Source organism: Sorangium sp. So ce726 (assembly GCF_051521405.1).
In the GTDB taxonomy this organism is placed as follows: Bacteria; Myxococcota_A; Polyangia; order Polyangiales; family Polyangiaceae; genus Sorangium.
On record NZ_CP150349.1, the window covers coordinates 357,378 to 383,412 of the forward strand.

A 26,035-nucleotide genomic window follows, 5' to 3' on the forward strand; every position below is an offset into this window, starting at 1 on the left:
CCCGTCGCTCGACGATCCGAACTCATCGATTGAGTGCGGGTGCGCGCGACGTGACGCCCCTGTCGCGAGCCCGCGTGCGATCGTAGTGAGTCGAGCAGACCGCCCGTCCTCCGAGCCGCACACCCGTATTCGCCTCGCGCGGCTACCGTCGTCGCTCCCCGTCATCATCCCCCCTGGATCCCCCCTGGAGAGAGCCAGGGAGGGAGGGGGTGCCGCGCGGGGGGCCGGCGGGGTAGGGCCCCACGAACCCGAGCGCCGGCCCGCTCCCTGCGACGCCCTCCCGGACCGGCCCCGCCGTTCAGCCGGCCATAGCCCCCCAAAAGGCGCGAGTTCGTGGGAGGGGCCCTACCCCGCCGGCCCCCCGCGCGGCGCCCCCTCCCTCCCTGGCTCCGCAGCAGCCGCCTACACCGCCCGCCCGCTCTTCTGCCCCTTCTCGTCGTACACGTAGAACCCCCGCCCGCTCTTCTTCCCGTACCACCCCGCCGCCACCAGGTTCCGGAGCAACGTGGCCGCCCGGTACTTCGAGTCCCCGAACTCCCGGTGCAGCACCTCCGCGATCGACAGCACCGTATCGAGCCCGATCAGGTCCGCCAGCTCGAGCGGCCCCATCGGGTGGTTCAGCCCGAGCCGCGCCCCTGCGTCGATGTCCTCCGGCGTGGACAGCCCCTCCTGGAGCGCGAAGCACGCCTCGTTGAGGAACGGGATCAGCATCCGGTTCACGATGAACCCGGGCTGGTCCTTCGAGGTGATCACCGTCTTGCCGAGCTCCACCGAGAGCGCCCGGACGGCCTCGTACGTCGCGTCCGACGTCTGGACCCCACGGACGAGCTCGACCAGCTTCATCAGCGGCACCGGGTTCATGAAGTGCATCCCGATGACCCGCTCAGGCCGCCCGGTCACCGCCGCCAGCCGCGTGATCGAGATCGACGACGTGTTCGACGCCAGGATCGCGCCCTTCGGCAGCGCCGCGTCGGCGAGCTTGAAGATCCCGCTCTTCACCTCGAAGTTCTCGGTCACCGCCTCCACGGCCAGGTCGACCCCGCCCAGGCCCGCGATCCCGTCGGCCACCGCGACGCGGCCGAGGAGCGCCTCCCGCGCCTCCGCGGCCAGCTTGCCCTTCTCCACCTGCTTCGCGAGAATGGCGGCGATCTGGGCCTTGCCCGACTCCGCCAGCGCCCTCGAGACGTCGCACAGGACCACCTCGAGGCCCGCGGCCGCGGCGACCTGGGCGATGCCTCGCCCCATCTGGCCCGCGCCGATCACCCCGAAGCGCTTGATCGTCGTAGCTTCCATGGCCGCGGTTGATAGCCGAACCCGAGAGCGCGGTGAACCGCCCTCGCCGCGGCCAGACCGCCCGACGGCCCGCCCGCTCGGACGTCCCCGCGCCACAGAAGCAGAAGCGCGCGAAAGCTCCGCCCCACCTTCCAGGCCCGCGGGGGCGAGGAACCTTGAAACCGTGTCGTCCGCCCGGCTATCTTCGCCCGGCCCGTGAACGGACCGGACCGAATTCGCGAGGTCCGCGGAGAGACGATGAGCGTTGAGACGATTCGGATGGCCCTTGGGCGTCTGCAGGATGAGCCCGAAAACGAGGCAGCCTGGAACGAGCTCGCGGAGGCCGTGACCGCTCCGAACAACGGCGCGGGCCCCGGGGACGTCGAGCGCCTGCTCGGCGCGGCGCGCGGGCGGCACGAGCAGCGGAAGGAATGGCAGGCCGTGGCCCGCCTCCTCGAGCTGGAGATCGCCCTCGCCGCAGGCAGCGCCGTCGAGCCCGCGATGCAGGCCGAGCTCGCCCGCGTCTACCACGAAGAGCTCATCGACGTCGACCGCGCGGCGGCCGCGTACAAGCGGCTGCTCGAGCTGCGCCCCGACGACGACGCCGCGGCCGAGGCGCTCGAGACCGACGCCTCGAAGCGCGAGCGGTGGCGCGACCTCGTGGACCGGTACGTGGCCGAGGCCGAGGGCGCGACCGACGGCGCCTTCAAGAGCGCGCTCTACACGAGCGCGGCCGACATCGGCTACCGCTACGGCCGCGTCGAGCTCGGCGCCAGGGTGGCGGAGCTCATCGAGCTCGCCCTCACGCTCGACCCGAAGAACCTCCGCGCGGCCAACCTCGCCGAGATCGCCTTCTCCACCGCGGGGGACTGGGACGCCGTCGTCCGCGTCCAGTCGATCGTCAAGGGCGAGGCCCAGATCAAGGAGGACCGCATCGCGGCGGCCGTCCGCGCGGCGCGCACCATCAAGGCCCGCCTGAGCGATCCGGCCCGCACGGTCGCGGCGTACGAGGAGCTGCTCGACCTCTCGCCCGGCCAGCCCGAGGCGCTCTCGTTCCTGACCGAGGCCTACTCCGCCGCGGGCGACTGGGATCGCCTGGTCGCCCTCTACGAGGACCAGCTCCGCAGCGGCGGCGTGAAGCCCGGCGAGGAGCTCGGCATGCTCGTGCAGATCGCCATGGTCCACTGGCGCATGCGCGGCCAGCCCCAGGCGGCCGAGCCCTATTTCGACCGCGTGCGCCGCGCCGACCCGGCGCACGCCGGGATGCTCAACTTCTACCGCGAGGTCCTCGAGCAGCGCGGCGACAAGCCGCGGCTCACGACGATCCTCACGGACGCGCAGCGCGCCGTGCCCGACGGCGCCGAGAAGCGCGCCATCGCCACGGAGCTCGCGCGGCTCGCCGAGTCGCAGGAGAACGCCGCCAAGGCGATCGAGCAGTACAAGTCCGTGCTCCGGACCGATCCGGAGAACCGCCAGGCGCGCGACGCCCTGAAGCGTCTCTACCTGCAGACCGAGGGGTACAACGCCCTCGTCGAGCTTCACCGGCAGGACCTGGAGCGCACGCCCGCCGACGACGTCGCCGGCAGGGTCGCGGTGCTCCGCGAGATCGCGGCGATTTACCGCGATCGCGCCAAGAACGACGCGGCCCTCGTCACGGTCCTCACCCAGATCGTCCAGCTCGACGACAAGGACGTCGACGCCGTCCGGGAGCTGACCCGCATCTACGAGTCGCTCGGGCGCTGGCGCGACCTGCTCTCGTACCAGCAGCGCCTCGCCGAGCTGACCGAGAGCCGCGCCGAGAAGGCGGGGCTCTACCGCGCGGTCGCGCGGCGCTGGTTCGACCAGTTCTCGAACGTCCAGAACGCCATCGCGGCGTACGAGGCGCTGCTCACGGTCGAGCCGATCGACGAGGAGGCGCAGCAGAAGCTCCGCGAGCTGTACCTGAAGCGGCGCGCCTGGCCGCAGCTCTACTCGCTCTACGAGCGCAAGCTCGAGGGCGCCGAGGGCGCCGCGAAGATCGAGCTCCTCGGCGAGATGGCCAAGCTCGCCGCCGAGCGGCTCGACCGCGGCGCGGACGCGATCGCGCTGCAGAAGCGGATCCTCGAGCTCGATCCGAGCGCCCCCGGGGTGCTCGACGCGCTGGAGAAGCAGGCCGAGCGCGAGAAGGACTTCGCCACGGTCGCCGAGGTGCTCGAGCGCCGCGTCGACCTCGCGCCCGACGACGCGGCGCGGCTCGTCTCGCTGCAGAAGCTCGGGGCCGTGTACGCCGAGCGCCTCAAGGATCCGGCCCAGGCGGCGCGGACGTGGCGGCGTGTGCTCACGCTCTCGCCGGGGCACGCGCGCGCGCTCCGCGTCCTGCGCGACGCGTACTTCGCCGCGGGCGACTGGGACGGGCTCGAGGAGCTCTACGCCTCGCAGAACGACTGGGAGGGCCTCGTCGACTTCCTCTCGGGCGCGGCGGACAAGGCGACCGACCCGGCCACGAAGCTCGACATCTCCTTCCGCGCGGCCCGGATCTTCGAGGAGCAGCTCAAGGCGCCCGAGCGCGCGGCGCGCTCGTACGAGCGTGTGCTCAGCGTCTCGCCGAAGGACGCGCGCGCCGCGGCGGCGCTCGTGCCGATCTACGAGGAGGAGGAGAAGTGGGCCCGGCTGCCGGCGCTCTACGAGATCCTCCTCGACGCGACGGACGACGCCGAGGCGCAGGTCGGCATGCTGCGCAAGCTCGCGGCGGTGACGGGCGGGCCGCTCTCGGACAAGCCGAGCGCGCTCGGCTATGCGCGCCGCGCCTACGAGCTGAAGCCGGACGACGAGGGGCTCGATCTGCTCGAGGCCTGGTCGCGGGCGGCGGGCTCGTGGGGGCCGTTCGTCGAGGCGGTCGAGGGCCGGCTCCGGACGGCGGAGGACCTCGCGACCGACGTGCAGCGCACGCTTCGGCTGAAGCTCGCCGAGGTGTACGCGCGCGAGATGGGCAAGCTCGACGAGGCGGTGACCGTTTACCGCGGCCTCGTCGAGGACGACCCGTCCGACGAGGACACGGTGCGGGCGCTCGACGCGCTCCTCCGGGCGAACGAGCGGCAGGCCGATCTGCGGTGGCTGTTCGAGCTCAGGGCGAGCCAGGTCGGGGGCGAGGATCGCGCCGAGATCCTCGAGGAGTGGGCGACGCTCGAGGAGGAGGTCTTCGGCGACCCGGCGAAGGCGATCGAGCTCCTGCGCAAGGTCATCGCGCTGACGCCCGGGCGCATCAACGCGCTGCGGGTGCTGTCGCGCCTCCTGAACGCCGCGGGCGAGTACGAGGCGGCGTCCGAGATCGTGGCCACGCACCGCGACGTCAGCGAGGGCGACGAGCGGGCGCGCCGCGAGATCGAGCTCGCGACGCTCTACCTGGACCGGCTGGATCGGCCGGCGGACGCGTTCGAGGCGGCGGTGCGCGCGCTCGAGCTGTCGGCGCACGACCCGGACGCGATCGCCGTCCTCTCGCGGCTCGTCGAGCGCCCGGGGACGCGCGTGCGCGCGGCCAAGGTGCTCGCCGTCGAGTACGCCGAGACGGGCAACCACCGGCGCGAAGCCATGGCGCTCCGGGTCATCCTCGAGTCGGAGCGGGATCCGGCGCGGCGGCGGGAGCTCTACGTCACGCTCGCGAGCGTCGAGGAGACGAAGCTGCACGCGGCCGGGACGGCGTTCGACGCGCTCCTCCGGGCGCTGCACGAGTTCTCGGACGACATCGAGCTCTGGGATCGCGCCGCCGAGCTGTCGCGGCGCGCCGGCCGCCCGACCGACCTCGCGGAGGCGTACCGCGTGCACCTCGTCGCGGGCCGCACCGAGGGCGACAAGGTGCTCGGCAGCTCTGTGGAGGTCGAGCTCTGCGAGCGCGCGGCGAGCCTCCACGACGAGCAGCTCGGCGACCCGGAGGGCGCGAAGCCTTACCTGGAGCGGGTGCTGAGCCTCGACCCGAACAACCACCGCGCGTTCGAGCGGCTGAAGCAGATCCTGACGGCGGCCGAGCGGTGGGGCGAGCTCGAGGAGCTCTACGACCGCGCCGCGAAGGGCACGACGGACCAGAGCGAGCGCATCGAGCTGCTCAACGAGGTGGCGCTCATCGCCGAGGAGATCATCGGCGATGCGGCCAAGGCGATCGGCTACTACGAGCGCATCCTCGAGCTCGATCCGTTCTACACGGCGGCGCTCGACTCGCTGGAGAAGCTCTACGAGCGCGAGGGCCGCTTCCGCGACCTCGCGGCGCTCCTCGAGCAGCGCCTGAAGACGGCGACCGAGGCCGAGAGCGTCGAGATCAAGCTGTCGCTCGGCAGCATCTACCTCGACCGGCTGCACGAGCCCGAGGGGTCGCTCGGGCACCTCGAGGACGTGCTCCGGATCCGCCAGAACGACCCGAAGGCGCGCGAGCTCGTCGAGCGGCTGCTCGACATCGGGGCGCTCCGGCTCCGGGCGGCGCGCGTGCTCGAGGCGGTGTACGAGGCGCGGGACGAGATCCGGCAGCTCGTGCGGGTCCTCGAGATCCGGCGCCAGGGCGCCGAGACCGAGTCCGAGCGGCGCGAGCTGCTCCGCCGGGTCAGCGTGCTCCAGGACGAGCGGCTCAGGGACGACGCGGGCGCGTTCGCCAGCCTGTCGGAGCTCCTGCCGCTCGAGCCGGAGGACCTCGCCGCGCGCGAGCGGCTCATCGAGATCGGCCGGCGCCTCGGCGAGCACGAGCAGGTCGCCGAGGTGCTCACGGCGGCCGCTGACGCGTGCGGGACGGCCTTGATCCGCGGCGAAATCCTGATGGAAGTCGCGAGGATCTGCGAGGACCTCCTCGGCGACGCCGACCGGGCCGAGAAGGTCTACCGGCGCGTGCTCGCCATCGATCCGACCGATCCGACGCTGGTGATCCCGGCGGCGCAGGCGCTCGGCCGCATCTACGCGGCGAAGGAGCAGCACCAGGCGCTCGCGGGCGTGCTCGCGATCGAGGTGCGCCTCGAGGAGAACGTCGAGACGCGGCGGTCGCTCTACGAGCGCATCGGGACGCTGCACGAAACGGTGCTGGACGATCCGGCCAAGGCGATCGAGGCCTGGCAGGCGCGGCTCGGCGACGACGGCGCCGACGTGGCGGCGCTGGCGGCGCTCGAGCGGCTCTACGAGCGGACGTCGCAGTGGCGGGAGCTCGTCTCCGTGCTCCGGGCCCGGGAGCAGTCGACGACGGAGCCGGAGGAGCGGCGCCGCGCGATGACCAAGGCGGCCGAGACGCTCGCGCAGAAGCTCGCCGACGTGCCCGAGGCGATCAACGCGTGGCGCGCGGTGCTCGACGAGTTCGGCCCCGAGCGCCCGACGCTCGCGGCCCTCGAGGAGCTCTACGAGCTCGACGAGCGCTGGGTCGACCTCGCCGAGACGCTGGAGGTGGACCTGTCCCTCGCCGTGGAGACGCCCGCCCGGCTCGATCTGCTGGCGCGGCTCGGCGACGTGCGGCGGCTGCACCAGGCCGACGCGACGGGGGCGCTCGAGGCGTACCGCCAGGCGCTCTCGCTCGACCCGTCGAACGCGCGCTGCCGCGCGGCGCTCGAGGCGATGCTCGCGCGGGAGGACGCGCGGCGCGACGCGGCCGAGACGCTCGAGCCGCTCTACGAGGCGGACGGCGACGCCGAGCGCCTCCTCCGGGTCCTGGAGATCAAGGTCGAGACCTCGGATCTCCCGAGCGAGCGGCTCGCCACCTTGCAGAAGTCGCTCCGCACCGCGGAGGGGCCGCTCGGCGACACGTCGCGGGCGTTCGGCTACGCGCTCCGCGGCGTGCGGGAGGCGGCGGGTGAGCCCGAGGTGACGACCTGGATCGCCACGGTCGAGCGGCTCGGTGAGGCCACCGGGCGCTGGTCCGAGGTGTGCGAGCTGTTCCAGCGCATCGCGCCGGACATCGTCGACGGCGACGTGCAGCAGAACGTGCGGCTGCGGGTCGGCGAGCTCGCGCGGCACAAGCTCGACGACCGCGAGCTCGCGGTCGAGCAGTACAAGAAGGCGCTCGAGGCCCGAGGGGACGACCGGCGGGCGATGATCGCGCTGGAGGAGCTCTACGGCGAGGCGCGCGACGCAGGGCGGCTGCTCGAGATCCTGAAGCTCCGGGTCGAGCACGCCGAGAGCGACGAGGAGAAGACGGGGCTGCTCTTCCGGATCGCCGAGCTCGAGCGGGGCCCGCTCGGGGACCAGGCCGGCGCGATCGCGACCTACGAGACGATCCTCGACATCGCGCTCCACCCGGACGCGATCGCGGCGCTGGACGGCCTCTACCGAGAGGCGGGGCGCTTCCAGGACCTCATCCGGCTCTACGAGCGGCAGCTCGACGTGCGCGCCGGCGACCTCGCCGAGCTGCACGTCAAGATCGCGCTCGTCGCGCACCGGCACACCGAGGACCTGCAGCGCGCGTTCGACGAGCTCTCCGAGGCGCTGCTCATCGATCCGGCGCACGAGGGCGCGGTCTCGCTGCTCGAGGCGATCCTCGAGGGCTCGGCCGAGGCGGAGCACCGGGCGCGCGCCGGGGAGATGCTCGAGCCGGTGTACCTGCGCCGGGCGGACTGGAACCGGGTGAAGATCGCGCTCGACGCGCGCCTCGCCGCGAGCCAGGACCCGGTCGAGCGCCGCGATCTGCTGCAGCGGCTCGCGACGCTGCACGAGGAGCAGCTCGAGGATTACCGCGCGGCGCTGGAGACGGTGGCGAAGCTCCTCCACGAGGACCTCACCGACGAGGGGGTCTGGGCGGAGCTCGAGCGGCTCGCGAAGGTGGCGAGCGCGGAGCGGCGGCTCGCGGAGATCTACGCGGCGGAGCTCGGGGAGCTCACCTCGGACGACGCGTCGAGCGCGAAGCTCAGCCGGCGCACCGGCGAGCTCTACGCCGAGCTCGGCGACGTGGCCGACGCGCTGCGGTGGTACCGGCGCGCGCACGAGTTCGAGCCGGACTCGCGCGAGCTGTTCGACGCGATCGACGGGCTGCTCGTCAAGGAAGGGCGCCACGCCGAGCGCATCCAGCTCTACCGCGCGGCGCTCGACTACCGGAAGGACGAGGACCGCCTCGACGCCCTCCACACGATCGCGCGCCTGGAGCGGACGGAGCTCCGCGAGCCCGCGCTCGCGATCGAGACGTACCGCGCGGCGCTCGACGTCGACGAGAACGACGCCCGGGCGCTCGACGCGCTGACGGAGCTCTACCGCGAGCTCGACCGGCCGCGGGACCTCGCCGACCTCTACCTGCGCAGGGCCGAGGCGGCCCCGAACGGCGAGCGGGCGGCGCCCTACCGGCTCGCGCTCGCGGCGCTGCTGCGCACGCGGCTCGAGGACACCTCGGGCGCGATCGATCAGCTCGAGGCGATCGTCGGCGAGGTGCCCTCGCACGCCGAGGCGATCCGGGCGCTCGAGGCGCTCATCCAGGACCCGCAGCACAAGGCGCGGGTCGTCGAGATCCTCGGGCCGCTCTACGAGGGGGCGGACGACTGGCGGCAGCTCGTCCGGCTCAACGACGAGCGGTTCGGCCTCGCCTCGGACGCGCGCGAGAAGGTCGCGGTGCTCCGGGAGACGGCGAAGCTCTGGGAGACGCGCGGCAACGACGAGCTGCGCGCCTTCGACGCGACGCGGACGGCGTTCGGCCTCGATCCGGACGACGGCGAGACGCGCGGCGAGCTCGAGCGGCTCGCCGAGCAGCTCGGCGCCTGGGAGGAGCTCGCGGAGAGCCTCGAGGCGGGCGTGAGCACCACGTCGGACGAGCTCACGAAGCGCGAGCTGCTCTCGTCGCTGGCCAAGGTCTACGACACGCGCATCGACGACCCGCGCCGGGCGCTCCGCGCCTACGCGCGCCTGTCCGCGCTCGATCCGAGCGATCCCGAGCCGCTCGAGCAGATGGACACCCTGGCCGTGCTGCTCAGCGACTGGGACACGCTCATCTCCGTCCTCGAGAAGAAGAGCGAGATGGCGTCGGACGAGGAGAACGCCTCGATCTGCCGGCGCATCGCCGAGACCAAGCTCGAGATGCTCGAGGACACGGAGGGCGCCATCCAGGCGTACGAGCGGGCGCTCGAGCTCGATCCCGAGAGCGCGATGACGATCGACGCCCTCATCGAGCTGCACGAGCCGCGCGGCGCCGCGAGCCGCCTCGTCGAGCTGTACGGCCGGCGCGTCGAGCTCGCGGGCCCCGACGAGGAGGAGCTGCGCTACGACCTCAACGTGCGCGCCGCCGAGCGCTACGAGCGGGATCTCTCGAGCCCGCGCGACGCGATCGCGGCGCTCAACGCGGCGCTCGAGGCGAAGCAGGGCGATCCGGCGGTGCTGTCCTCGCTGGAGCGGCTCTACCGGGCCGAGCGGATGTGGGACGAGCTCCTGTCGAACCTGATGCTCCAGGCGAGCGCGGCCGCGGACAGGGACGCGCGCATCAAGCTGCGGACGGCGATCGGCGACCTCTACGCGGGGGAGCTGGAGAGCCCGAGCGACGCGATCGAGCAGTACCGGCTCGTCCTCGACGAGGACGCGGTGAACAACCACGCGATCCAGGCGGTCCGCGCCATCGGCGAGGGCCGGGAGGAGCTGCGGCTCGACGCCGCCGAGGTGCTCGAGCCCGTCCTCCGCGCGGCCGGCCGCCACGAGGAGCTCGCCGCCGCGCTCGAGCTGCGCCTGCGCGCGCAGACCGAGCCGGCCGACCGGGCCGCGACCCTCCGGGCGATCGCCCTCGTGCAGGACGTCCAGCTCGGGCGCCCGCTCGAGGCGGAGCAGGCGCTGCTCCGCGCGCTGGAGGACGCGCCGGACGACGCGTCGCTGCACGGCGAGATCGAGCGGCTCGCGGAGCGCACGGACGGCTTCGGCCGCTACTGCGACGCGCTCGCGCAGCGGGCCGCGGCGACGTTCGACGCGACGATCGCCAAGGACCTGTTCCTGCGGATCGGCCGCATCGCCGAGGAGAAGCTCGGCGACGACCGGCGCAGCGCCCAGGCCTACGCGAAGGCCGTCGAGCACGCCGGCGACACGCCGGAGCTCCTCGAGGCGCTCGATCGCCTCTACGGCCGCCTCGGCGACGAGCGGGCGCTCGCGGACGTGCTCGAGCGCCGCGTCGCGGTCACGCCCGGCGATCGCGACCAGGCGGATCTCTTCTACCGGCTCGCGGTGATCCAGATCGGGTCGTTCGGCGACAAGCCCCAGGGCCTGAACACCCTGCGGCAAGCGCTCGATCGCGCGGTCGATCACGAGCGGGCGAGCGGCGCGCTCGAGGCGCTCACCGAGGACCCGGCGCTCTTCGACGAGGCGGCCGAGGCGCTCGAGGGCGTCTACCGGACGCGGGGCGACAACGCCGCGCTGGCGCGCCTCTACGAGAAGCGCATCCGGTTCGCGCCGGGCGGCGCGGAGCGGATCCGCATGCGCCTCGACCTGGCGAAGGTGCTCGAGGTGCGCTCGAACGACCCGAGGGCGGCGCTGGAGACCCTCGAGAAGGCGCTCGCCGACGACCCGTCGGACCCCGACGTGCTCGGCGAGATCGAGCGCCTGGCCCCGCTGACGGGCGGCTGGGCGAGCGCCGCCTCCGCCCTGGAGCGGGCGGTGCGGGCCGGGACCGAGCTCGACGGCGACACGGCGCGCGACCTCTGGATGCGCATCGCCGAGTGGCAGAAGAACAAGGTGGGCGACGCCAAGGCCGCCGAGGCGGCGTACGAGGCGGCGCTCACGCACGATGCCACGAGCGAGCACATCCTGCGGTCGATCGAGGAGCTGCAGCGGGCGCCTGGGCGCGAGCGCGACCTCATCGGCACGCTGCGCCGGATCGCCGCCCTCGACGGCATGGAAGGGAGCGCGGGCGAGCTTCGCCGCGAGGCGAAGGAGCTGGCGGAGCGCGCGCTGGGCGACCGCGAGCTCGTCGAGGCGATCCTGCGCGAGATGATCGCCGCGGACGAGGGCGACACCTGGGCGCTCGCCGAGCTCACGAAGGTGCGGGAGGAGGCGGGCGACCACAAGGAGGTCTTCCGGCTGCTCGTGCGCCAGTCCGAGCTCTACGCTGAGGCCGAGCGCATCCGCGACGCGCGGCACGCCGCCGCGGCGGTCGCGCGCGAGCGGCTCGGCGACGACGCGGCGGCGATCGAGCTCTACGAGACGCTCTTCGAGGCGGATCCGGGCGACGCGCGCGCCGCGACGGCGCTGCGCGAGCTCTACGCGAAGGCCGGCAAGCACAAGGAGCTCCTCGCGCTGCTCGAGCGGCTCACCGACCTGGCGGAGTCGCCCGAGGCCCGCTCGGCGCTGCGCCTCGAGAGCGCGGAGATCTGCCTCTCGCGGCTCGACGCCGTGAGCGAGGCGACCGAGCACCTGCGCGCGGTCCTCGACGAGCAGCCCGACAACGAGAAGGCGACGGTCCTGCTCGCGCAGCTGCTCGAGAAGACCGGCCGCGACCAGGAGCTGTCGGACCTGTTCGTCACGCAGATCGAGCGCGCGAAGGACCGCGGCGACGTCGCGGCGGAGCTCTCGTACAGCGTTCGCCTCGGCGAGGTCTACGAGGCGCGGCTGAACGACACGGCGCGGGCGATCGAGACCTACCGCGCGGTCCTCGAGCGCGAGCCGCGCCACCACGGCGCGCTCCTCGCGCTGGCGCGCCTGCACGAGCAGCGCGGGGAGAAGGGCGAGGCGGCGCAGCGGCTCGAGGTGATCCTCGAGGACGCCCGCGCCGCGGAGGCGGTGGCCACGGCGCTCCGGCTCGCGGATCTGCACCGGTCCCTCGGCGACGAGGGCGCGGTCCGGCGCGTGCTCGAGCGGGGGCTCGCGGCGGACGGGTCGGCGCAGGAGATCAGGAAGCAGCTCCTCGCCCTCTACGAGAAGCAGCAGGCCTTCACCGAGCTCGCCGATCTCATCACCGGCGACGCCGAGACGGCCGCGCAGCCGGCCGAGAAGGTGGCGCTCTACCGCAAGGCGGCCGGCATCCACCTGGCGAAGCGGAACGATCCCGGCCGCGCGGCGGACCTCCTGGTCAAGGCCACCGAGCTCGTGCCGGGCGACCGCGAGCTCCTGCTCGCGCTGTGCGACGCGTACAGCGCCTCGGGCCGCGGCCAGAAGGCCGCCGAGGCGCTCCAGCAGATCGTCGAGTCCTACGGCGGCCGCCGTTCGAAGGATCTCGCCGCGATCCACCACCGCCTCGCCAAGGCCTACCTGGCTGAGGGGCAGCGGGAGCGGGCGCTCGCCGAGCTCGACATCGCCTTCAAGATCGACCCGGGCTCGATCGCCATCCTCCGCGACCTCGGCGTGCTGGCGCTCGATCTGTCGGAGTCGGGCGACGACGCGGCGAAGGCGGCGCACATCGATCGCGCGCAGAAGACCTTCCGCGCCCTGCTCCTCCAGAAGCTCGACGAGGGCGCGCCGATCAGCAAGGGCGAGGTCTTCTATTACCTCGGCGTGATCAGCCATCGTCAGAACGACGACAAGAAGGCGATCCAGATGCTGGAGCGCGCGCTCGACAACGAGCGCGACTTCGCCCCGGCGAAGGAGCTCCTGGCGCAGCTCAAGAAGTGACGTAATCTCGCCGCGTGACGCGGCTTGTCAGCATCGACGGTGTCATCCACCGGCCGGAGGAGGCCAGGGTCTCGGTCTACGACCGCGGCTTCCTCTACGGCGATAGCGTCTTCGAGACCATCCGCACCTACGGCGGCGAGCCGTTCGCTCTGGAGGAGCACCTCGCCCGCCTCGAGCGCTCGGCCGAGCGGATCGCGATCGCCCTGCCGATCCCGCGCGACGAGCTCGGCCGCGAGGTTGTTGCGCTGCTCCGCGTAGCGACCGCAGCCGGGAGCGCCGGGGCCACGGAGGGCTCGGCGGGGGCCCCGGGCTCGGCTTCCGGCGGCGGCTCGGCCGCGCCGCTCGAGAGCACCATCCGCGTGATGCTGACGCGCGGCAGCGGCCCGCTCGGGCTCGATCCCGCGCTCGCGGGCGCGCCCCTCCGCGTCATCCTCATCGAGCCGCTGAAGCCGCTGCCGGGCGCGCTCTACCGTGAGGGGATCTCGGCCGTCACGATCCGCACCCAGCGGGCCGGCGACGCGGCGCCCGGCGCCAAGGTCTCGAACTACCTCGAGAGCCTGCTCGCCCTGCGCGATGCGCGGGCCGCGGGGGCGCACGAGGCGCTGATCCTGGATCCGTCAGGTCATGTCGTGGAGGGCACGACGTCCAATGTCTTCCTTGTCGAGCGGCGACCCGTGGTGCGCGAGGGCGCTGGGGACCCGGGGCACCTGCTGATCACGCCGCCCAAGGAGGCGGGGATCCTCGTCGGCATCACCCGGGCCCATGTGATTCACGTCGCGGGCGAGCTCGGCATGCCGGTGTGCTGCGAGCCGGTCACGATGGCCAGGCTCCTCGCCGCAGAGGAGGCGTTCATCACCTCGAGCCTCCGCGAGATCGTCCCGCTCGTCCGCGTGGACGCCCTCACGATCGGCGCAGGTGTCCCCGGCCCGAAGACCCGGGCGCTGCATGCCGCTTTCCGCAAGCGGGTGGGTGCTGGTGCGATTCCTCTCCCGTGGGAGGCGCCCTGAGCCCGCTGTAGCCGGCTCGACAGCGTCGAAATCTTGCGATCCATGACGTGCCGCTCGGAGCGCGCGTCCAAAGAACTGGTCGGCACGTTCCCTGCGCGGGTCGGATGGGGCTCGCACTTCGCCCGCCGTACAATCTGCCCGAGAGGAATCCATGATGAATCGCTCGCTTCGAATCGCCTGCTTCCTGGTGTGCTCCGTGTCCGCTGCAGCGACGGCCGGGTGTGCCCTGAGCATCGACGACAACTCCATCACCGCTGAGACCCTCGTGCGTTACGAGGGCAGCAAGGAGAGCGCGCGCGTCGACTACCTACCGACCCAGAGCGTCCGCATCGTGAGCGAGAACGGCGACGTCGAGGTCGTCACCGGGGACGTGAGCGAGGTCGAGGTCACCTTCTCCCCGTTCACGATGCGCAAGAAGGACGAGAACCAGATCGCGGTGGAGGAGATCGAGAACGACCTCGAGCTCTCCGCGATCACCGACGGCGATGTCGTGATCTCGACGCAGCGCGTCTCGGGCGGGTGGGGAGGGCTGGGCGCCGATATCCAGGTCGTCCTGCCCGCCGAGTTCGACGGCGGGCTCCGCGTCGAGCAGGACAACGGCGGCGTCGAGATCAACCTGGACGGCGCTCCGTCCCGCGGCACCACCGTGGTGAGCGACAACGGCAGCATCGATGTGGTCGGCGCGCGCGGCGCGATCGACGTGGCCACCGACAACGGCCACGTCTTCGTCGACCTCGACGCGTGGAGCAGCTCCGATGGTGGGATCAGCTCCGGCAACGGCGCGATCGAGCTCTCGGTGCCGGCCGGGGTGGACGGGACGATGACCGCGCAGACGCTCAACGGCGACGTCGTGGAGCAGGGCATCCCCTCGACGTGGGCCACCGCCGGCGAGGGCAGCGCGACGTCGTACACGATGGGTGACGGCGACGGCGGCCTGCTCGAGCTCTTCACCGAGAACGGCGACATCACCATCGCGGTGAAGTAGCTGCGCCAGGACAAAAGCCGAGAGGCGAGCGCCGGGTCGCCCCGGGCTCGCCTCTTGGTCTTTGTGTCACCGGCTTCGTAGGACCGGCGCGCCGGCGGCGCCGGCGCTCCCGATCACCCGCCGGTCGACGGCTGGGCCTCGGCCTCGGCGCCGGAGCCCTCGGCGGGCTCCTCGCCGCCCGCCGCTGCGTCCCTCGCGGGCGGGACAGCGCCGGCCGGGACCGGGATCCGCAGCTGCCCGCCGCCCTGCTGCGCCAGCACGCCGAGCGCCTTCTGGAAGAAGGCCGCCAGGAAGGGGATCTCCCGCGGCGGCGAGGTGATCAGCCCGGCCTCCTTGACGGCGCGCGCGACGGCGAGGGCGGTGGTGGCCGCCGCGTCGCCCTTGCGCGCCCGCAGCGACACGGCGCTGCTTCGCATCCGCGTCGCGAGCTGCCCGCGCACCTCGGGCGAGAAGAACCGGTCGGTCGCGAGCTCGATCTCCTCTCGCAGGGCCGTGTTCACCAGCCCGGGATCGCGCATCCCGGCGGCTCCGAGCCGCTGGCCGACCTTCTGCAGGAGCTCGTCGAGCGCCGGCCGCGCGGGCAGCCAGTGCCGGAACTCAGGCTCCTCGTGCAGCGCGGCGGAGCCAGCGACCTGCGCCGTCACCAGCTCGTCCGTCAGGCTCTCTTCGAGGTCCGCCACCGGGTGCCTCGGCTCGGCGTCCGGCGCGGGCTCGATGAGATCGCGACATCCCTCGAACCCGAGCGGCACGACCTGCCCCGACACCGCGTTCTGCCGCTTCGCGGCCGCGATACGGTGGCGCGCCCACTCCAGGGAGATCGGGACGGGCGCCGTCCCCAGGTTCTCGTACGCGCGCGCGCGGCCCTCCTTGATCTGCGAGCCGCTGAGCCACCCCGCGCCGGCGTGCAGCACGCCGACCGAGTCGCGCACGATCACCTCGGCGATCCGGTAGCGGCCGCTGGTGTCGCGGCTCGTGATCGCGATGGCCTCGGTTCCGCTCGAGTCGGGCGGGATGAGCGTCGCCTCGACCACCTCGGCGCGCTCCTCCGCGAGCCGCACCACGCGCGGGCGCGTCGGGATCGTCGCCCCGCGCGACTTGAGCACGTTGAGCGCGCGCCGCGCCGCCTTCCGCGCCGCGCCGGAGGCGTCCTCCGACTCGGCCGCCGCCGCGATCGCCTCCGCGTTGGAGGCGCCGAGCCAGGCGTCGACGAGCGCCGGCGCGGCGTCGCCCGCTGACTTCAGCGCCTCGAGCGCCCGATCCCAGCCCGCCGCGAGCACCTCGGCGTCGAAGTCGACCTTCGCCGCCCCGGCGCTCGGGCTGCCTTCCGGGCGGGCGCCGCCCTCGGCCTTGCTCTTCGCGGTGGCCGCGGCCTGCTGGGCCTTCGCGGTGCGCGCGCCGAGCGCCTCACGCGCCGTGAGCGCCGGCTTGTCCGCTGTTGCGACCGGCTTCGCCTTGGCCGCCGGCAGCGCGAAGAGGAGGTGCGCCGGCTTGGCCGGGCCCTGCGGCTGCCGGGCGCTCTTGCCCGTCACGACCGTCGCGGCCGCGCCCTGGCCGACCACGGTCACCATCCGGTCGCTCTGCTGCTGCTTCGCCGCGGCGGGCGCTCGTCCTTCGGCGCCTCCGGGGCCCTGCGGCCGCCCGCCTTCTCCAGCCGGCCGCGCCGAGAAGCCGCGGTCGGGCCTCGGCCCGCGCTCGGGGCGCGGCCCGCGGTCGGGCCTGGGCCCACGGTCGGGCCTGGGCCCGCGGTCGGACCAGGGGCGGTCGGGGCGCGGACCGCGGTCGGGGCGCGGTCCGCGGTCGGGCCTCGCGCCCTGCTCTGCGCCTGCGACCTGCGCCTCTCCAGGGGCCCGCTCAGGCCTGGGCCCGCGGTCGGGCCTGGGCCCGCGGTCGGGGCGCGGCCCGCGGTCGGGCCTCGGTCCACGGTCAGGGCGCGGGCCGCGATCGGGCCTGGGCCCGCGGTCGGGCCTCGGCCCGCCGGATGCCGCGGCGGGCCGCTCGGGCCTGGGCGCGCGGTAGTCGCGCACCACCCGCGGCGCGGCGGCCGGCGGCGGCGCAGCGTCCTCGGTCGTCGGCGGCGGCGGCGCGTCTGCGAGCGCCGGCCGCTTGCGGGGCGCGATGACGTCCAGCAGCGAGCCCTGCGCTTCCTTTGCGGCGGCCTTTGCCGAGGGACGCGACGCCTCGCCTGCCGGCTGCGCCGGCGCGCCCTCGGAGGGCTCGTCGGCCCGCTTCACGCCGCTGGCGCCGCTCGCGCCGACGGACGTGCTCGCCGAGCGGACGACCCTCCGCGCGCGCGGCTTGTCTCCGCTCTCTGCATCGGGGGCGCCCTCGCGCGCAGATTCGGAAACTGCGCTGGCGGTCCGCTCCGTGCTCTCGCTCTCGTTCTTTGTGCTCATGTCGAGGCTCCCGGGGACATATTGGAGATGGGGACCGCGGCGCGGCTCCCCGATTATCGCGAAAGATGGGCAACAGCTTCGATCTCGACGGCGGCGCCCTTGGGCAGCGCCGCCACCTGCACCGTCGCCCGTGCGGGCAGCACGCCGCCGACGGCTGCTCCGTACACCTGGTTGACGATGGCGAAATCCGCGAGGTCCGTCAGGTAGATCGTGGTCTTCACCACGTCGCTCCAGCTCGCGCCGGCCGCGGACAGCACCTCGGTCAGGTTCTTGATCACCCGGGCCGTCTGCTCCTCGATCCCCCCGGCGACGAGCTCGCCCGTCGCGGGATCGATCGGGATCTGGCCGCTGCAGAACACGAGATCTCCGGCTTTGACGGCCTGCGAGTAGGGGCCGATGGCGCGCGGAGCCCGATCGGATGTGATGGCGATTTTGGACATGTCGACCTCTGAAATTCGTGAGCGCTTCGGCGTGAAGAACGCCCGCCCGCCCCGGCCCTCGCTCTCGTGGGCTGGGGCCGATTCTCGAGTTTCCTGCTAGCCGAAGCTCTTCCGGCCTTCGATGGCTCGCCCCAGCGTCACCTGGTCGGCGAACTCCAGATCTCCCCCGTGCGGCACGCCGCTGGCGATCCGCGTGACCTGGATCCCCATCGCGCCGAGCTCCCGCGCGAGCAGGAGCGCGGTCGCCTCTCCGTCGACGGAAGGCGGGGTGGCGACCAGCACCTCCCGCACCGGCTGCTCGGGGTCGCGCACGCGCGCCCGGAGCGCCTCGAGCGGCAGCTCCTCGGCGCCGACCCCTTCGAGCGGCGAGAGGAGCCGGCCGAGCACGAAGTACCGCCCGCGCATCGCTCCGCTCCGCTCGATCGCCAGGAGGTCCTGGACACGCGCGACCACGCACAGGAGCGCGCCGTCGCGCCGCGTATCCAGGCAAATGGCGCAGAGCGCCCGCCCGTCGTCGTCGAGCTCGGCGATGTGGCCACACCGGATGCACGGCCTGATGTGATCGCAGAGCTCGACGAGCTCGCCGCCCAGGTCGCGCGCGGTGTCCTCGCCGGCGGTCACGAGGAAGAGGGCGAAGCGCTGCGCCGTCTTCTCGCCGACGCCCGGCAGGCGCGCGAGCAGCTGGGCGACCCGCGACAGCCGGCCGGGCAGGCCGCCGGGGGCGCTCCGGAAGCCGGCCGCGGGCGCGCCCCGGTCGCCGTTCGGGACCTTCGAGGAGCCGGGGAGCGACGCCGGGGAGCGCAACGCCGTCAAGTGTGCATGCCGGGGAGCTTGACGCCGCCGGTCACCTTGGTGATCTCGGTCTCGACGAGCTTGTCGGCCGCGTCGAGCGCCGAGTTCGATGCGGCCACGATGGCGTCGAGCGCCATCTCCAGGCCCTCGCTGGCGAGGAAGGCGGGGTCGACCTCGATCCGGCGCACCTTGCCCTCGCAGGAGACCACGACGGTGACCTTGTCGCCGGCGGCGGTCGCGCTCACCTCGCGGTCCTTCAGCTCGCCCTTCACCTGGTCGATCTTGCGCTGCACGCGCGCCGCCTGGCGAACCAGCTCGTTCATTCCGCCGCGAAATTGCATATTCAGATCGGCGTCTATGCCGTGAACCGCGCCGCGCCGCAACCGTGAAGGGGAGGGGAACGGGGACGAGGTGGGGCGAGGGACGCGCGGCCCGCCGACGCAGCGCGCGGCCGTTCGACGCAGCGCGCGGCACCACGGGCGTCTCGCTTCCGGGGAGCGGGCGCCGGCCTGGCGCTCGCCGGCTCCGCTGCGGGGGCGTCCACTCTCCGCGGTGGACGCCCCTGTCCTCTGCGAGCGGACGCTTCCGTTTCCGCTTTCGCGCGCGGAGAGCTTCCGGGGCTGCCCGCTGCGAGCGGGCTCCTCCGTCTCCGTCTCTTCAGGGGCTCTTTCCTTCGGGGGCTGGTTGGCGCGTTCGGGAGGCTGGTTGGCGCGCTCTCCAGGGGCTCCTTGGCGCGGGCTGTGGCCCGCTCCCGGCCCTGGCGCGGGCGGGGTGCATTTTGTGCGGCAATTCTGGCAAACTCTCCGGAATGCAGGGCGACTTCCGTACCGGCCACAGCTGCGGCGACGCGCCCGCGAGAAGGTGCTAGTCGAGCAGCGTATGAGCTACGTCGTCCTCGCGCGGAAATGGCGCCCGCAGTCCTTCGAGGATCTCGTCGGACAGGAGCACGTCTCCACGACGCTCGCCAACGCCATCGCGCGGGATCGCGTCGCCCACGCGTTCCTCTTCACGGGCGTCCGCGGGGTCGGCAAGACGACGAGCGCCCGCATCCTCGCGAAGGCGCTGAACTGCGTCCGCGGCCCGACGGCGACGCCCTGCCAGACGTGCGCGCCGTGCGCCGAGATCACGGTCGGCGCAGACGTCGACGTCCAGGAGATCGACGGCGCGAGCTACAACGGCGTCGACGAGGTGCGCAAGCTCCAGGAGAGCCTGCCGTACCGGCCGGCGCGCGATCGGTTCAAGATCTTCATCGTGGACGAGGTCCACATGCTCTCGAACGCGGCGTGGAACGCGTTCTTGAAGACGCTCGAGGAGCCGCCGCCGCACGTGAAGTTCATCTTCGCGACGACGGAGGTGCACAAGGTCCCGGTCACGATCCTGAGCCGGTGCCAGCGCTACGACTTCAAGCTCATCGGGGCGCAGGCGATCGCGGCGCGGCTCCGCTGGGTGCTCGATCAGGAGAAGATCCCCGCCGACGACCCGGCGCTCAGCGCGCTCGCGCGGGAGGCGGCGGGGAGCATGCGCGACGCGATGAGCCTGCTCGACCAGGTGATCGCGTGGGTGGGGACGAGCGGCGATCGCATCACGGCCGAGGGGGTGGCGAAGGTGCTCGGCGTCGCCGACCGCGTCGTGCTGCACCGGCTCGCGGGGGCGCTCGTGGACGGCGACCCGGCGGCGTGCGTGCGCATCGTCGGCGAGCTCGCGCAGGAGGGGTACGATCTGCCCCACGTGGCCCGCGATTTCCTCGCGCACCTGCGCGATCTCGTGGTGGCCAAGGTCTGCGAGGATCCGGCGCCGCTCCTGGATCTCGCGGACGAGGAGGTCGCCGATACGCGCGCGCTCGCGGCGCGGGCGGACGCGGACGATCTCACGCGGCTGCACCAGGGCTTCTCGCGCGCGTTCGACGACATCGCCCGGAGCGGCCAGCCGCGCGCCTCGTTCGAGATGGCGCTCGTCCGGCTCGCCCGGAGGCCGCCGCTCCTGCCGATCGACGAGCTGCTGCGCCGCCTTGGCGATCTCGAGCGGCGCCTGAACGGCGGAGGCGGCGGCGGGGGTGGCGGCGGCGGTGCGCCGGAGCGCGGGCCGCAGCGGCCCGGCGCGCCATCCGGCGGAGCGGCGGCGCCCCGGCGCGGGGCGGCTTCGGCCGAGGCTGCGCCCGAGGACGCGCGCGCCTCCGGCATGGCGGCGGCCGGCGCAGCGAGAGCGAACGACGCAGCGGCGGCGAACGGCGTGGTGAGGGCGAACGGCGTGGCGGCCACCGGCGCACCGGCGAACGGCGTCGCCTTCGCGAGCGGCGCAGCGGGCGCGGGCGCGGCGGGGAGACCGGCGGGCGCAGCGGCGAACGGCGCGGCGGCGAGCCCCTTGGCGGCGGCGAACGGCGTGGCGGCGGCGAACGGCGTGGCGCGAGTGAACGGTGCGGCGGCTGTCTATGGCGCGCCGGGCGGGAGCGGGGTGGCGAGAGCGCACGGCGGCATGGCGGCGAACGGCGGTGTCGCGGGCACGTCGGCTGCCAACGTCGTCCCCTTCGTGAACGGCGCGCCGGGCGTCCACGGCGCCGCGACCAGCTTCGCGAGCGGCGGCGCCGCGCCGGCCTTTGCGAAGGCACCGCCGTTCGCGAGCGGCGCAGCCGCGCCCGCGTTCCGCGCCGACAGCGCTCCGCCACCGTCGCCGCGCGGCGCGCTGTACTCCGTTCCGCAGAGCGCGCCGCCGTTCGCGGCGCCGAGATCGAGCGCGCCGCCCGCGGCGCAGGGCCCGGCGCCAGCGTCGAGCGCGCCGCCCTCGGCGCAGAGCCCGGCGCCAGCGTCGAGCGCGCCGCCGCCGCCAGCGATGAGCGCCGAGGACCTCGCCACCTGGCGCGCGGTGATCGCCGCGGTCAGGGTGCAGCGGCCAGCGCTCGCCTCCGTCCTCGAGCACGCGGCGGTGCTGGAGCTCACGCCGACCCGCGTCGCCCTCGGTTATGAGGCGAACTCGTTCCTGTCCGGCCAGGCGACCGAGCCGGCGGCCCGCGAGCTGCTCGCCCGCGTCCTCGGCTCCCACTTCGGCGCCCCCGCCGAGCTGGTCTTCGAGACGATCACCCGCGGCAGCGCCGGACCGTCGCTCGCCCAGGTCGAGACCGCCGAGCGCAAGGCCCGCATCGAGGCCGCCAAGCGCGCCGTGGCCGACCACCCGCTCGTCACGGCCGCGATCGAGCTGCTCGGCGCGGAGCTCAAGGACGTGCGGCTCGCTCAGGACTTCGCGGAGGGGTGAGGGCCCCGCGTCGCCGCGCCATGCGCCCTGGTGCGACGAGCATGGCCGTGCGCTGGCGGCGGGGTGGCCTCAGTCTCCGCTTCGCAGCCAGCCGCGGAACGCCTTGACCGCCTCATGTTGATCCGGCCAGCGCACGAAGCGCGCCAGCGCGGCGAGATCCAGATCCGGAATGAGCTCGCTGGCCGCGATCGGCTCGTACTGCTCGCCTCGTAACGCATGAATGTGGAATGCGTCGCGCTCCCAGAACCAGACTTCGCGGACGCCGAGCCCGCTATACACAGGCTGCTTGTCGAGCCCGCCGCTCGTCAACACCACCTCGATCGCGATATCGGGGAATTCCTTCAGCGTGCCGCCAACACAATAGCACTCGTCGGGCTCGAGGCCGCGTGACTTGGCTTCGCGCCGGAACGTGGTCGAGCCGTAGCCGTAGAGAGGCACGTCCCGCTCCAGCGCGAAGAGCTCGATGAGGCGGGCGATGCTCTTCTTCGCCACTTCGTGATCGGTCGACGGGCTCATCAGCTCCAGCGTTCCCTCGCAGAAGGTCATCCGCAGGCCAGGCGTGTCGAGCTCGTCCCGCAGCCTCACGTAGGTCTGCCAGGGGACGCCGTGGAGCACGAACCGCTGCTCCCCCGCAGGAGCGGTCGAGGACGGAAGCGGCATGTGCGCAGCGGCTACCATGGGCTCGTACGCAGGATAGCACGCTCGATGTGCCGCGCGCGGCTCGCCAGGACCTCCGCCCGCTCCTCCACCGTGCCAGGGCCGACGTCGATCACCTCGAAGCCCGCAGCGCGGTAGAGCGCGCTGAGCCGCTGGTTGATCCGCTCCGCCTCGGCGGCGCGTGCCTCTCTGCTCTTGCCCCAGCGCGGCTGCTGGAGCTCTGGCATCACCGCGAACAGGAACACCAGCGCATAGCGCTCGAACGCGGGCTCGCCTTCCGGCCAAGGATACTCCGCCTCTCCGCTCGTGCGGAGGTAATACTCGACCGGATCGAGGTACCCACGCTCCAGCCAGTCGCCATCCCGCGCGTCCGCCTCGATCGCCTTCTGTGTCTCCAGCACCCGCGCAGCGAACTCTCGCTTTCGGCACATCGGACAGAGGTGCTCCGGCGTGTCGATCGGGCGAAAAGGCGCGTCCGGTGCGTGGCCGTGGGTGCGCGCGCCGAGCTCGTCGAGCACGCGCCGGTGCGCCTCGCCGTGGATGCGAGAGCCCCGCGTGGACGCGAGGTGACGGAGCGTCGTGGTCTTGCCGCACGAGTAGGCCCCTGTCGCCACGAAGAGAGGTTTGCTCATCACCATCCCATCTATCGCCGCGCCCACCACACCGAGCCTGCGCCGCCCTCGATCGCCCGCCCGGCGCGGGACATGAAGTGAGCGACAGCCTCCATGACGCCCGCGTGATCCTCGTTGTGGTCATGGCCGGCCAGAACGGCGCCCGGCTTGAGCCTGGGCCACCACGCCTCGAGATCGGCGAGCACGGCCGCGCGGTCGTGTGAGCCGTCGAGGAACACGAGATCCAGGCTGGCGTCGGCGAAGCGCGCCGCCGCGGCCGTGGACGCCATCTGGAGGACGTCTGGCTGGATCCCGAGCGCCGCCATGTTCGCCCTGAACGCGCCGGGCACGTCCTCCGCGGCGAGCATGGCGCGATACCTGTCGGCGTACTGGTCGCTCGAGCCTCCCCAGGTGTCGACGCAATGGAGCGCGACCCCGTTCCTCGCGGCGAGCCGCCCGACGTACGCCGTGGAGAGCCCCTTCCACGAGCCCACCTCGACCATCGCGCCGCCCCGGAGGGGGCGCACCAGCGCCCGGTAGGCGAGGCCGTCCTCCTCGGAGAACCAGCCCTGGATGGGCGCGACCCGGGCCACCGGGAACAGCGCGAGCAGCGCTGCTCGCTTCTGCGCCGGATCGCGGTACTCGTACTGCCGGTCGCACAGCTTGACGAAGCAGCGGGCGTCGTGCGCGATGAACAGAGGCCGCTCGATCACGGCGAATTTCTTGAGCGACGTGGACCGCTCGGGCTCCCGCTCCCCTCTCCGGATCTCGCCTTCGGTCGTCGCGAAGACCACGTCTTCGTGCCGGATTGGCCGCCCTTGATCCGGGCCGTCGGTCCAGGCTCTCTCTCCGGGGTATCCGGCGCGGTCGGTGCCGTGTTCGATGAGGCGAGCCAGCTTGTCCGCCTCGCTCGCGCGAAACAGGAGAGGATGAGGAGTGCCGCGCCCTTCGAGCTCGTCCAGGACCTCCTCGAGGAAGAGCAGGTTCCGGCCGATGTAGGGAAGCGGGATGATGAGCGGTGTCATGACGTGGGCAGCGAGGCGCGCATCGAAGGGGGAGGGCCGAGGATGCCGTCCCAGGGTTGCCAGGTCGAGGCGAGCCTCGCATTGGGATGGAAGATGAGCTCGTGGACGATGCCCGGGCCCGAGCGCTTCGTCTCCTCGAGCTGGGCGAGGTCGGCCTCCTCGAAGACGACATCCATGTCCTCGAAGCGGAACACCTCGACGTAGTAGTAATAACCCACGATCTGCCGCTCGAACGAGAACCGCGCGTCGGCGCTCAGCGCGTCGAGGAGCGGCTCGAGCCGGACGCGGGCGCGATCGCTGTATTTGACGACGTGGTTCTCGACCACCGCGGTCGGGTCGGTCTTCATCAGCTGCCGGAAGATCACGTTGTCCACGCCGAGCGACCGGGCGAAGCGCAGGTAATCCACGATGGGCTCGACCGCGTCGATCTGCCCGTCGAGGAGCACGCAGGAGAGGCGCACCCGGGTGCCGCCCGCCGTCGCTGCCGCCACGACGCTGCGCAGCTCGTCGGCGCGGAGGCCGTCTTTCATCACCATCAGCCGTGCGTTCCTGTCGTGATCGGGGTGGGCACGGCTGATGTTGAGGTGCTGGATGCCGGTGTCGACGATCCAGTCGATCACCCGCTTTCCTTCGCGCTGCTGGAGCAGCCCCGAGCCGTTCGTGGTGAGCGTCCGCTTGCGGCCCCGGTGGGCCTGCCCGAGCGCGAGGATGCGGGGCAATCGCGGATCGTGGCTCGGCTCTCCGCCGGTCACCGAGACCGTCGGATCGAGCGGCCGGAGCGCTTCCAGGGACGCCGCCATGGCATCGAAATAGCGCCCGTCGTCGTCCTCGACGGTCTTCTGCACGGACAGGCTGCGCCCGCGCGACGCTGGCCTGAGCTCCTCGACGCAAAAGTGGCATTTCGCGTTGCAGGGCTGACGGCTGTAGATGGAGAAGTTCGCGTTGCGATAGACCTCGACCGGTTGGCCCCAGAGGTCGAAGCGCACCGTGTCGCCGGCCGTGCTGTTGCCCTTGAGATCGAAGGCGCGGCTCTTCAGGCGGCGCCATTCCTCGCGGAAGAGACGCGCGCTCACGGCAGCCTCCTCATCGCGTCGGAGCGCGCCACAAGGTCGGGGCCAAAGGTGCTGCCGTCCGGGTTGAGCATCGTGAAATGGGTCCCGACGAGGAAAGGCTCGTCCCAGTCGTCGCGTTTCTGCGCGAAGCCATAGCGTTGCAGGTGGAACACGTTGGCGAGCTCGATGAGCCCCGCGTTGCGCACCGCCTCGACGACCCACACATCGCCGTCGGCCTCGGTCTTCCGCAACCGGACGTTCAGGACGAGCTGGCGATCTCCGCCGAGCGCGGAGAGCCGCTCGCGCAGGGCGCAGGCGAGGGCGAGCAGGCCGCCGTCGTTCTCGAGGAGGTGGTGGTTCACCGAGAGCTTGATCGTGGCGGGCTCGCCGAGCTTCTGGAGCCAGGCGTCGAGCCCGGCCGGATCGCGCGGGATCTCGACGCCGTTGGTCACGACGACGACGCGCGCGCAGCGGGGCTCGGCGCGGGCGAGGCGGACCATCTCGTCGAAGTGCGGGTGGATCGTGGGCTCGCCGCCCTCGAGCTGCACCTCGAAGGGGCCCTCGGCCGGGAAGCTCGCGAGGTAGCGGTCGAGGGCGAGGAACGTCTGCCCCCGGGGCGACGAGCAGGTGCAGCACCACGGGCAGGAGCGGTTGCAGTGGTTCGAGGTGGCCACGTAGAGCCGGTGCGGCCGCTCCGCCGTGGGGCGGTCGAGCGGCAGCGTGCCCGTGAGCGTGGCGTTCTGGGGGCGCGTCGCGGTCGGCATGGAGCCTCCTGCGAGGAGGATACGGCGGCGGGGGGAGGGGATGAAGGAGATCCGCGGAGGCGGATCACGGCGATGGGGCCATCGCGCCGAGGCCGAAGTGCGAGGCGTAGCCGAGGGCGATGGGGCCGCGGACGGGCTCGGCGAAGGTGAGGCGCAGGCCGAGGCTCGCGGCGGCGGAAGCGGATGCATCACCCGCCGGGCATAGGGTCGTCCTCAGCTCGCTGCCGGATCTCTGAGCGACGTGGACACGGGGTCTCGGCACCTGGAGGAGGGCCACGAGTGGATGGTGGCC

At 72.9% G+C, this 26,035-nt stretch carries 14 protein-coding genes; 4 read left to right on the top strand and 10 right to left on the bottom strand.

The window, feature by feature from the left end; genetic code table 11:
• Positions 1 to 402 precede the first annotated feature (402 nt).
• A complete protein-coding gene (locus tag WME79_RS01375) occupies positions 403 to 1,293 on the bottom strand; it encodes a 3-hydroxyacyl-CoA dehydrogenase family protein (protein WP_437531175.1) in 891 nt (296 codons plus the stop codon).
• A 258-nt stretch (positions 1,294 to 1,551) separates the two neighbouring features.
• Here WME79_RS01375 and WME79_RS01380 point away from each other — a divergent pair, with 258 nt between their 5' ends.
• The 3 genes from WME79_RS01380 (at position 1,552) to WME79_RS01390 (ending at position 14,763) form a co-directional block, all read left to right on the top strand.
• Positions 1,552 to 12,771 carry a tetratricopeptide repeat protein gene (locus tag WME79_RS01380; RefSeq protein WP_437531176.1) on the top strand — a complete coding sequence of 3,740 codons (11,220 nt, stop codon included), beginning with the start codon at positions 1,552 to 1,554 and terminating at the stop codon, positions 12,769 to 12,771.
• Between the two features lie 14 nt (positions 12,772 to 12,785).
• Positions 12,786 to 13,778, top strand: coding sequence for an aminotransferase class IV (locus tag WME79_RS01385; RefSeq protein WP_437531177.1), 993 nt, complete (start codon positions 12,786 to 12,788; stop codon positions 13,776 to 13,778).
• Between the two features lie 151 nt (positions 13,779 to 13,929).
• The gene (locus WME79_RS01390; RefSeq protein WP_437531178.1) at positions 13,930 to 14,763 is read left to right on the top strand and encodes a hypothetical protein; all 834 of its coding nucleotides are present in this window, start codon (positions 13,930 to 13,932) and stop codon (positions 14,761 to 14,763) included.
• Between the two features lie 113 nt (positions 14,764 to 14,876).
• Here WME79_RS01390 and WME79_RS01395 read toward each other — a convergent pair whose 3' ends face one another.
• The 4 genes from WME79_RS01395 to WME79_RS01410 all read right to left on the bottom strand — a co-directional run bounded on the left by WME79_RS01395 (position 14,877) and on the right by WME79_RS01410 (position 18,729).
• Positions 14,877 to 17,156, bottom strand: a complete 2,280-nt coding sequence (locus WME79_RS01395) for a hypothetical protein (protein ID WP_437531179.1) — start codon at positions 17,154 to 17,156, stop codon at positions 14,877 to 14,879.
• Between the two features lie 53 nt (positions 17,157 to 17,209).
• Positions 17,210 to 17,596, bottom strand: coding sequence for a RidA family protein (locus tag WME79_RS01400; protein WP_437279214.1), 387 nt, complete (start codon positions 17,594 to 17,596; stop codon positions 17,210 to 17,212).
• 96 nt (positions 17,597 to 17,692) lie between these two features.
• Positions 17,693 to 18,409: a recombination mediator RecR gene (gene recR / locus WME79_RS01405; protein WP_437531180.1), complete on the bottom strand. Its 717-nt coding sequence runs from the start codon at positions 18,407 to 18,409 to the stop codon at positions 17,693 to 17,695.
• The gene (locus WME79_RS01410; RefSeq protein ID WP_437531181.1) at positions 18,406 to 18,729 is read right to left on the bottom strand and encodes a YbaB/EbfC family nucleoid-associated protein; all 324 of its coding nucleotides are present in this window, start codon (positions 18,727 to 18,729) and stop codon (positions 18,406 to 18,408) included. The genes recR and WME79_RS01410 overlap by 4 nt, the downstream gene beginning before the upstream one ends.
• Before the next feature lie 538 nt (positions 18,730 to 19,267).
• On the opposite strand from WME79_RS01410, the gene dnaX reads away from it, so the two are divergent.
• Complete coding sequence (dnaX, locus tag WME79_RS01415) at positions 19,268 to 21,634, top strand: DNA polymerase III subunit gamma/tau (protein ID WP_437531182.1); 2,367 nt, start codon at positions 19,268 to 19,270, stop codon at positions 21,632 to 21,634.
• 69 nt (positions 21,635 to 21,703) lie between these two features.
• Here dnaX and WME79_RS01420 read toward each other — a convergent pair whose 3' ends face one another.
• The 5 genes from WME79_RS01420 to WME79_RS01440 are packed head-to-tail and all read right to left on the bottom strand — an operon-like array spanning position 21,704 to position 25,743.
• Positions 21,704 to 22,312, bottom strand: a complete 609-nt coding sequence (locus WME79_RS01420) for a Uma2 family endonuclease (RefSeq protein WP_437531183.1) — start codon at positions 22,310 to 22,312, stop codon at positions 21,704 to 21,706.
• Positions 22,306 to 22,923 (bottom strand): ATP/GTP-binding protein, encoded by a 618-nt coding sequence (locus tag WME79_RS01425; protein WP_437531184.1) that lies wholly within the window; start codon positions 22,921 to 22,923, stop codon positions 22,306 to 22,308. The genes WME79_RS01420 and WME79_RS01425 overlap by 7 nt, the downstream gene beginning before the upstream one ends.
• An 11-nt stretch (positions 22,924 to 22,934) precedes the next feature.
• Complete coding sequence (locus WME79_RS01430) at positions 22,935 to 23,927, bottom strand: class I SAM-dependent methyltransferase (RefSeq protein ID WP_437531185.1); 993 nt, start codon at positions 23,925 to 23,927, stop codon at positions 22,935 to 22,937.
• Positions 23,924 to 25,000: a radical SAM protein gene (locus WME79_RS01435; protein ID WP_437531186.1), complete on the bottom strand. Its 1,077-nt coding sequence runs from the start codon at positions 24,998 to 25,000 to the stop codon at positions 23,924 to 23,926. Before WME79_RS01435 ends, WME79_RS01430 begins: the two co-directional genes overlap by 4 nt.
• On the bottom strand, positions 24,997 to 25,743 hold the full coding sequence (locus WME79_RS01440) for a radical SAM protein (RefSeq protein WP_437531187.1): 747 nt from the start codon (positions 25,741 to 25,743) through the stop codon (positions 24,997 to 24,999). The genes WME79_RS01435 and WME79_RS01440 overlap by 4 nt, the downstream gene beginning before the upstream one ends.
• Positions 25,744 to 26,035 lie beyond the last annotated feature (292 nt).

What these genes read in the sequence shown, in the direction of transcription:
- WME79_RS01375 (WP_437531175.1), bottom strand. Translation starts at nt 1,293, where the DNA reads ATGGAAGCTACGACGATCAAGCGCTTCGGGGTGATCGGCGCGGGCCAG.
- WME79_RS01380 (WP_437531176.1), top strand. Translation starts at nt 1,552, where the DNA reads ATGGCCCTTGGGCGTCTGCAGGATGAGCCCGAAAACGAGGCAGCCTGG.
- WME79_RS01390 (WP_437531178.1), top strand. Translation starts at nt 13,930, where the DNA reads ATGATGAATCGCTCGCTTCGAATCGCCTGCTTCCTGGTGTGCTCCGTG.
- WME79_RS01395 (WP_437531179.1), bottom strand. Translation starts at nt 17,156, where the DNA reads ATGAGCACAAAGAACGAGAGCGAGAGCACGGAGCGGACCGCCAGCGCA.
- WME79_RS01400 (WP_437279214.1), bottom strand. Translation starts at nt 17,596, where the DNA reads ATGTCCAAAATCGCCATCACATCCGATCGGGCTCCGCGCGCCATCGGC.
- WME79_RS01410 (WP_437531181.1), bottom strand. Translation starts at nt 18,729, where the DNA reads ATGCAATTTCGCGGCGGAATGAACGAGCTGGTTCGCCAGGCGGCGCGC.
- dnaX (WP_437531182.1), top strand. Translation starts at nt 19,268, where the DNA reads ATGAGCTACGTCGTCCTCGCGCGGAAATGGCGCCCGCAGTCCTTCGAG.
- WME79_RS01420 (WP_437531183.1), bottom strand. Translation starts at nt 22,312, where the DNA reads ATGGTAGCCGCTGCGCACATGCCGCTTCCGTCCTCGACCGCTCCTGCG.
- WME79_RS01425 (WP_437531184.1), bottom strand. Translation starts at nt 22,923, where the DNA reads ATGAGCAAACCTCTCTTCGTGGCGACAGGGGCCTACTCGTGCGGCAAG.
- WME79_RS01430 (WP_437531185.1), bottom strand. Translation starts at nt 23,927, where the DNA reads ATGACACCGCTCATCATCCCGCTTCCCTACATCGGCCGGAACCTGCTC.
- WME79_RS01440 (WP_437531187.1), bottom strand. Translation starts at nt 25,743, where the DNA reads ATGCCGACCGCGACGCGCCCCCAGAACGCCACGCTCACGGGCACGCTG.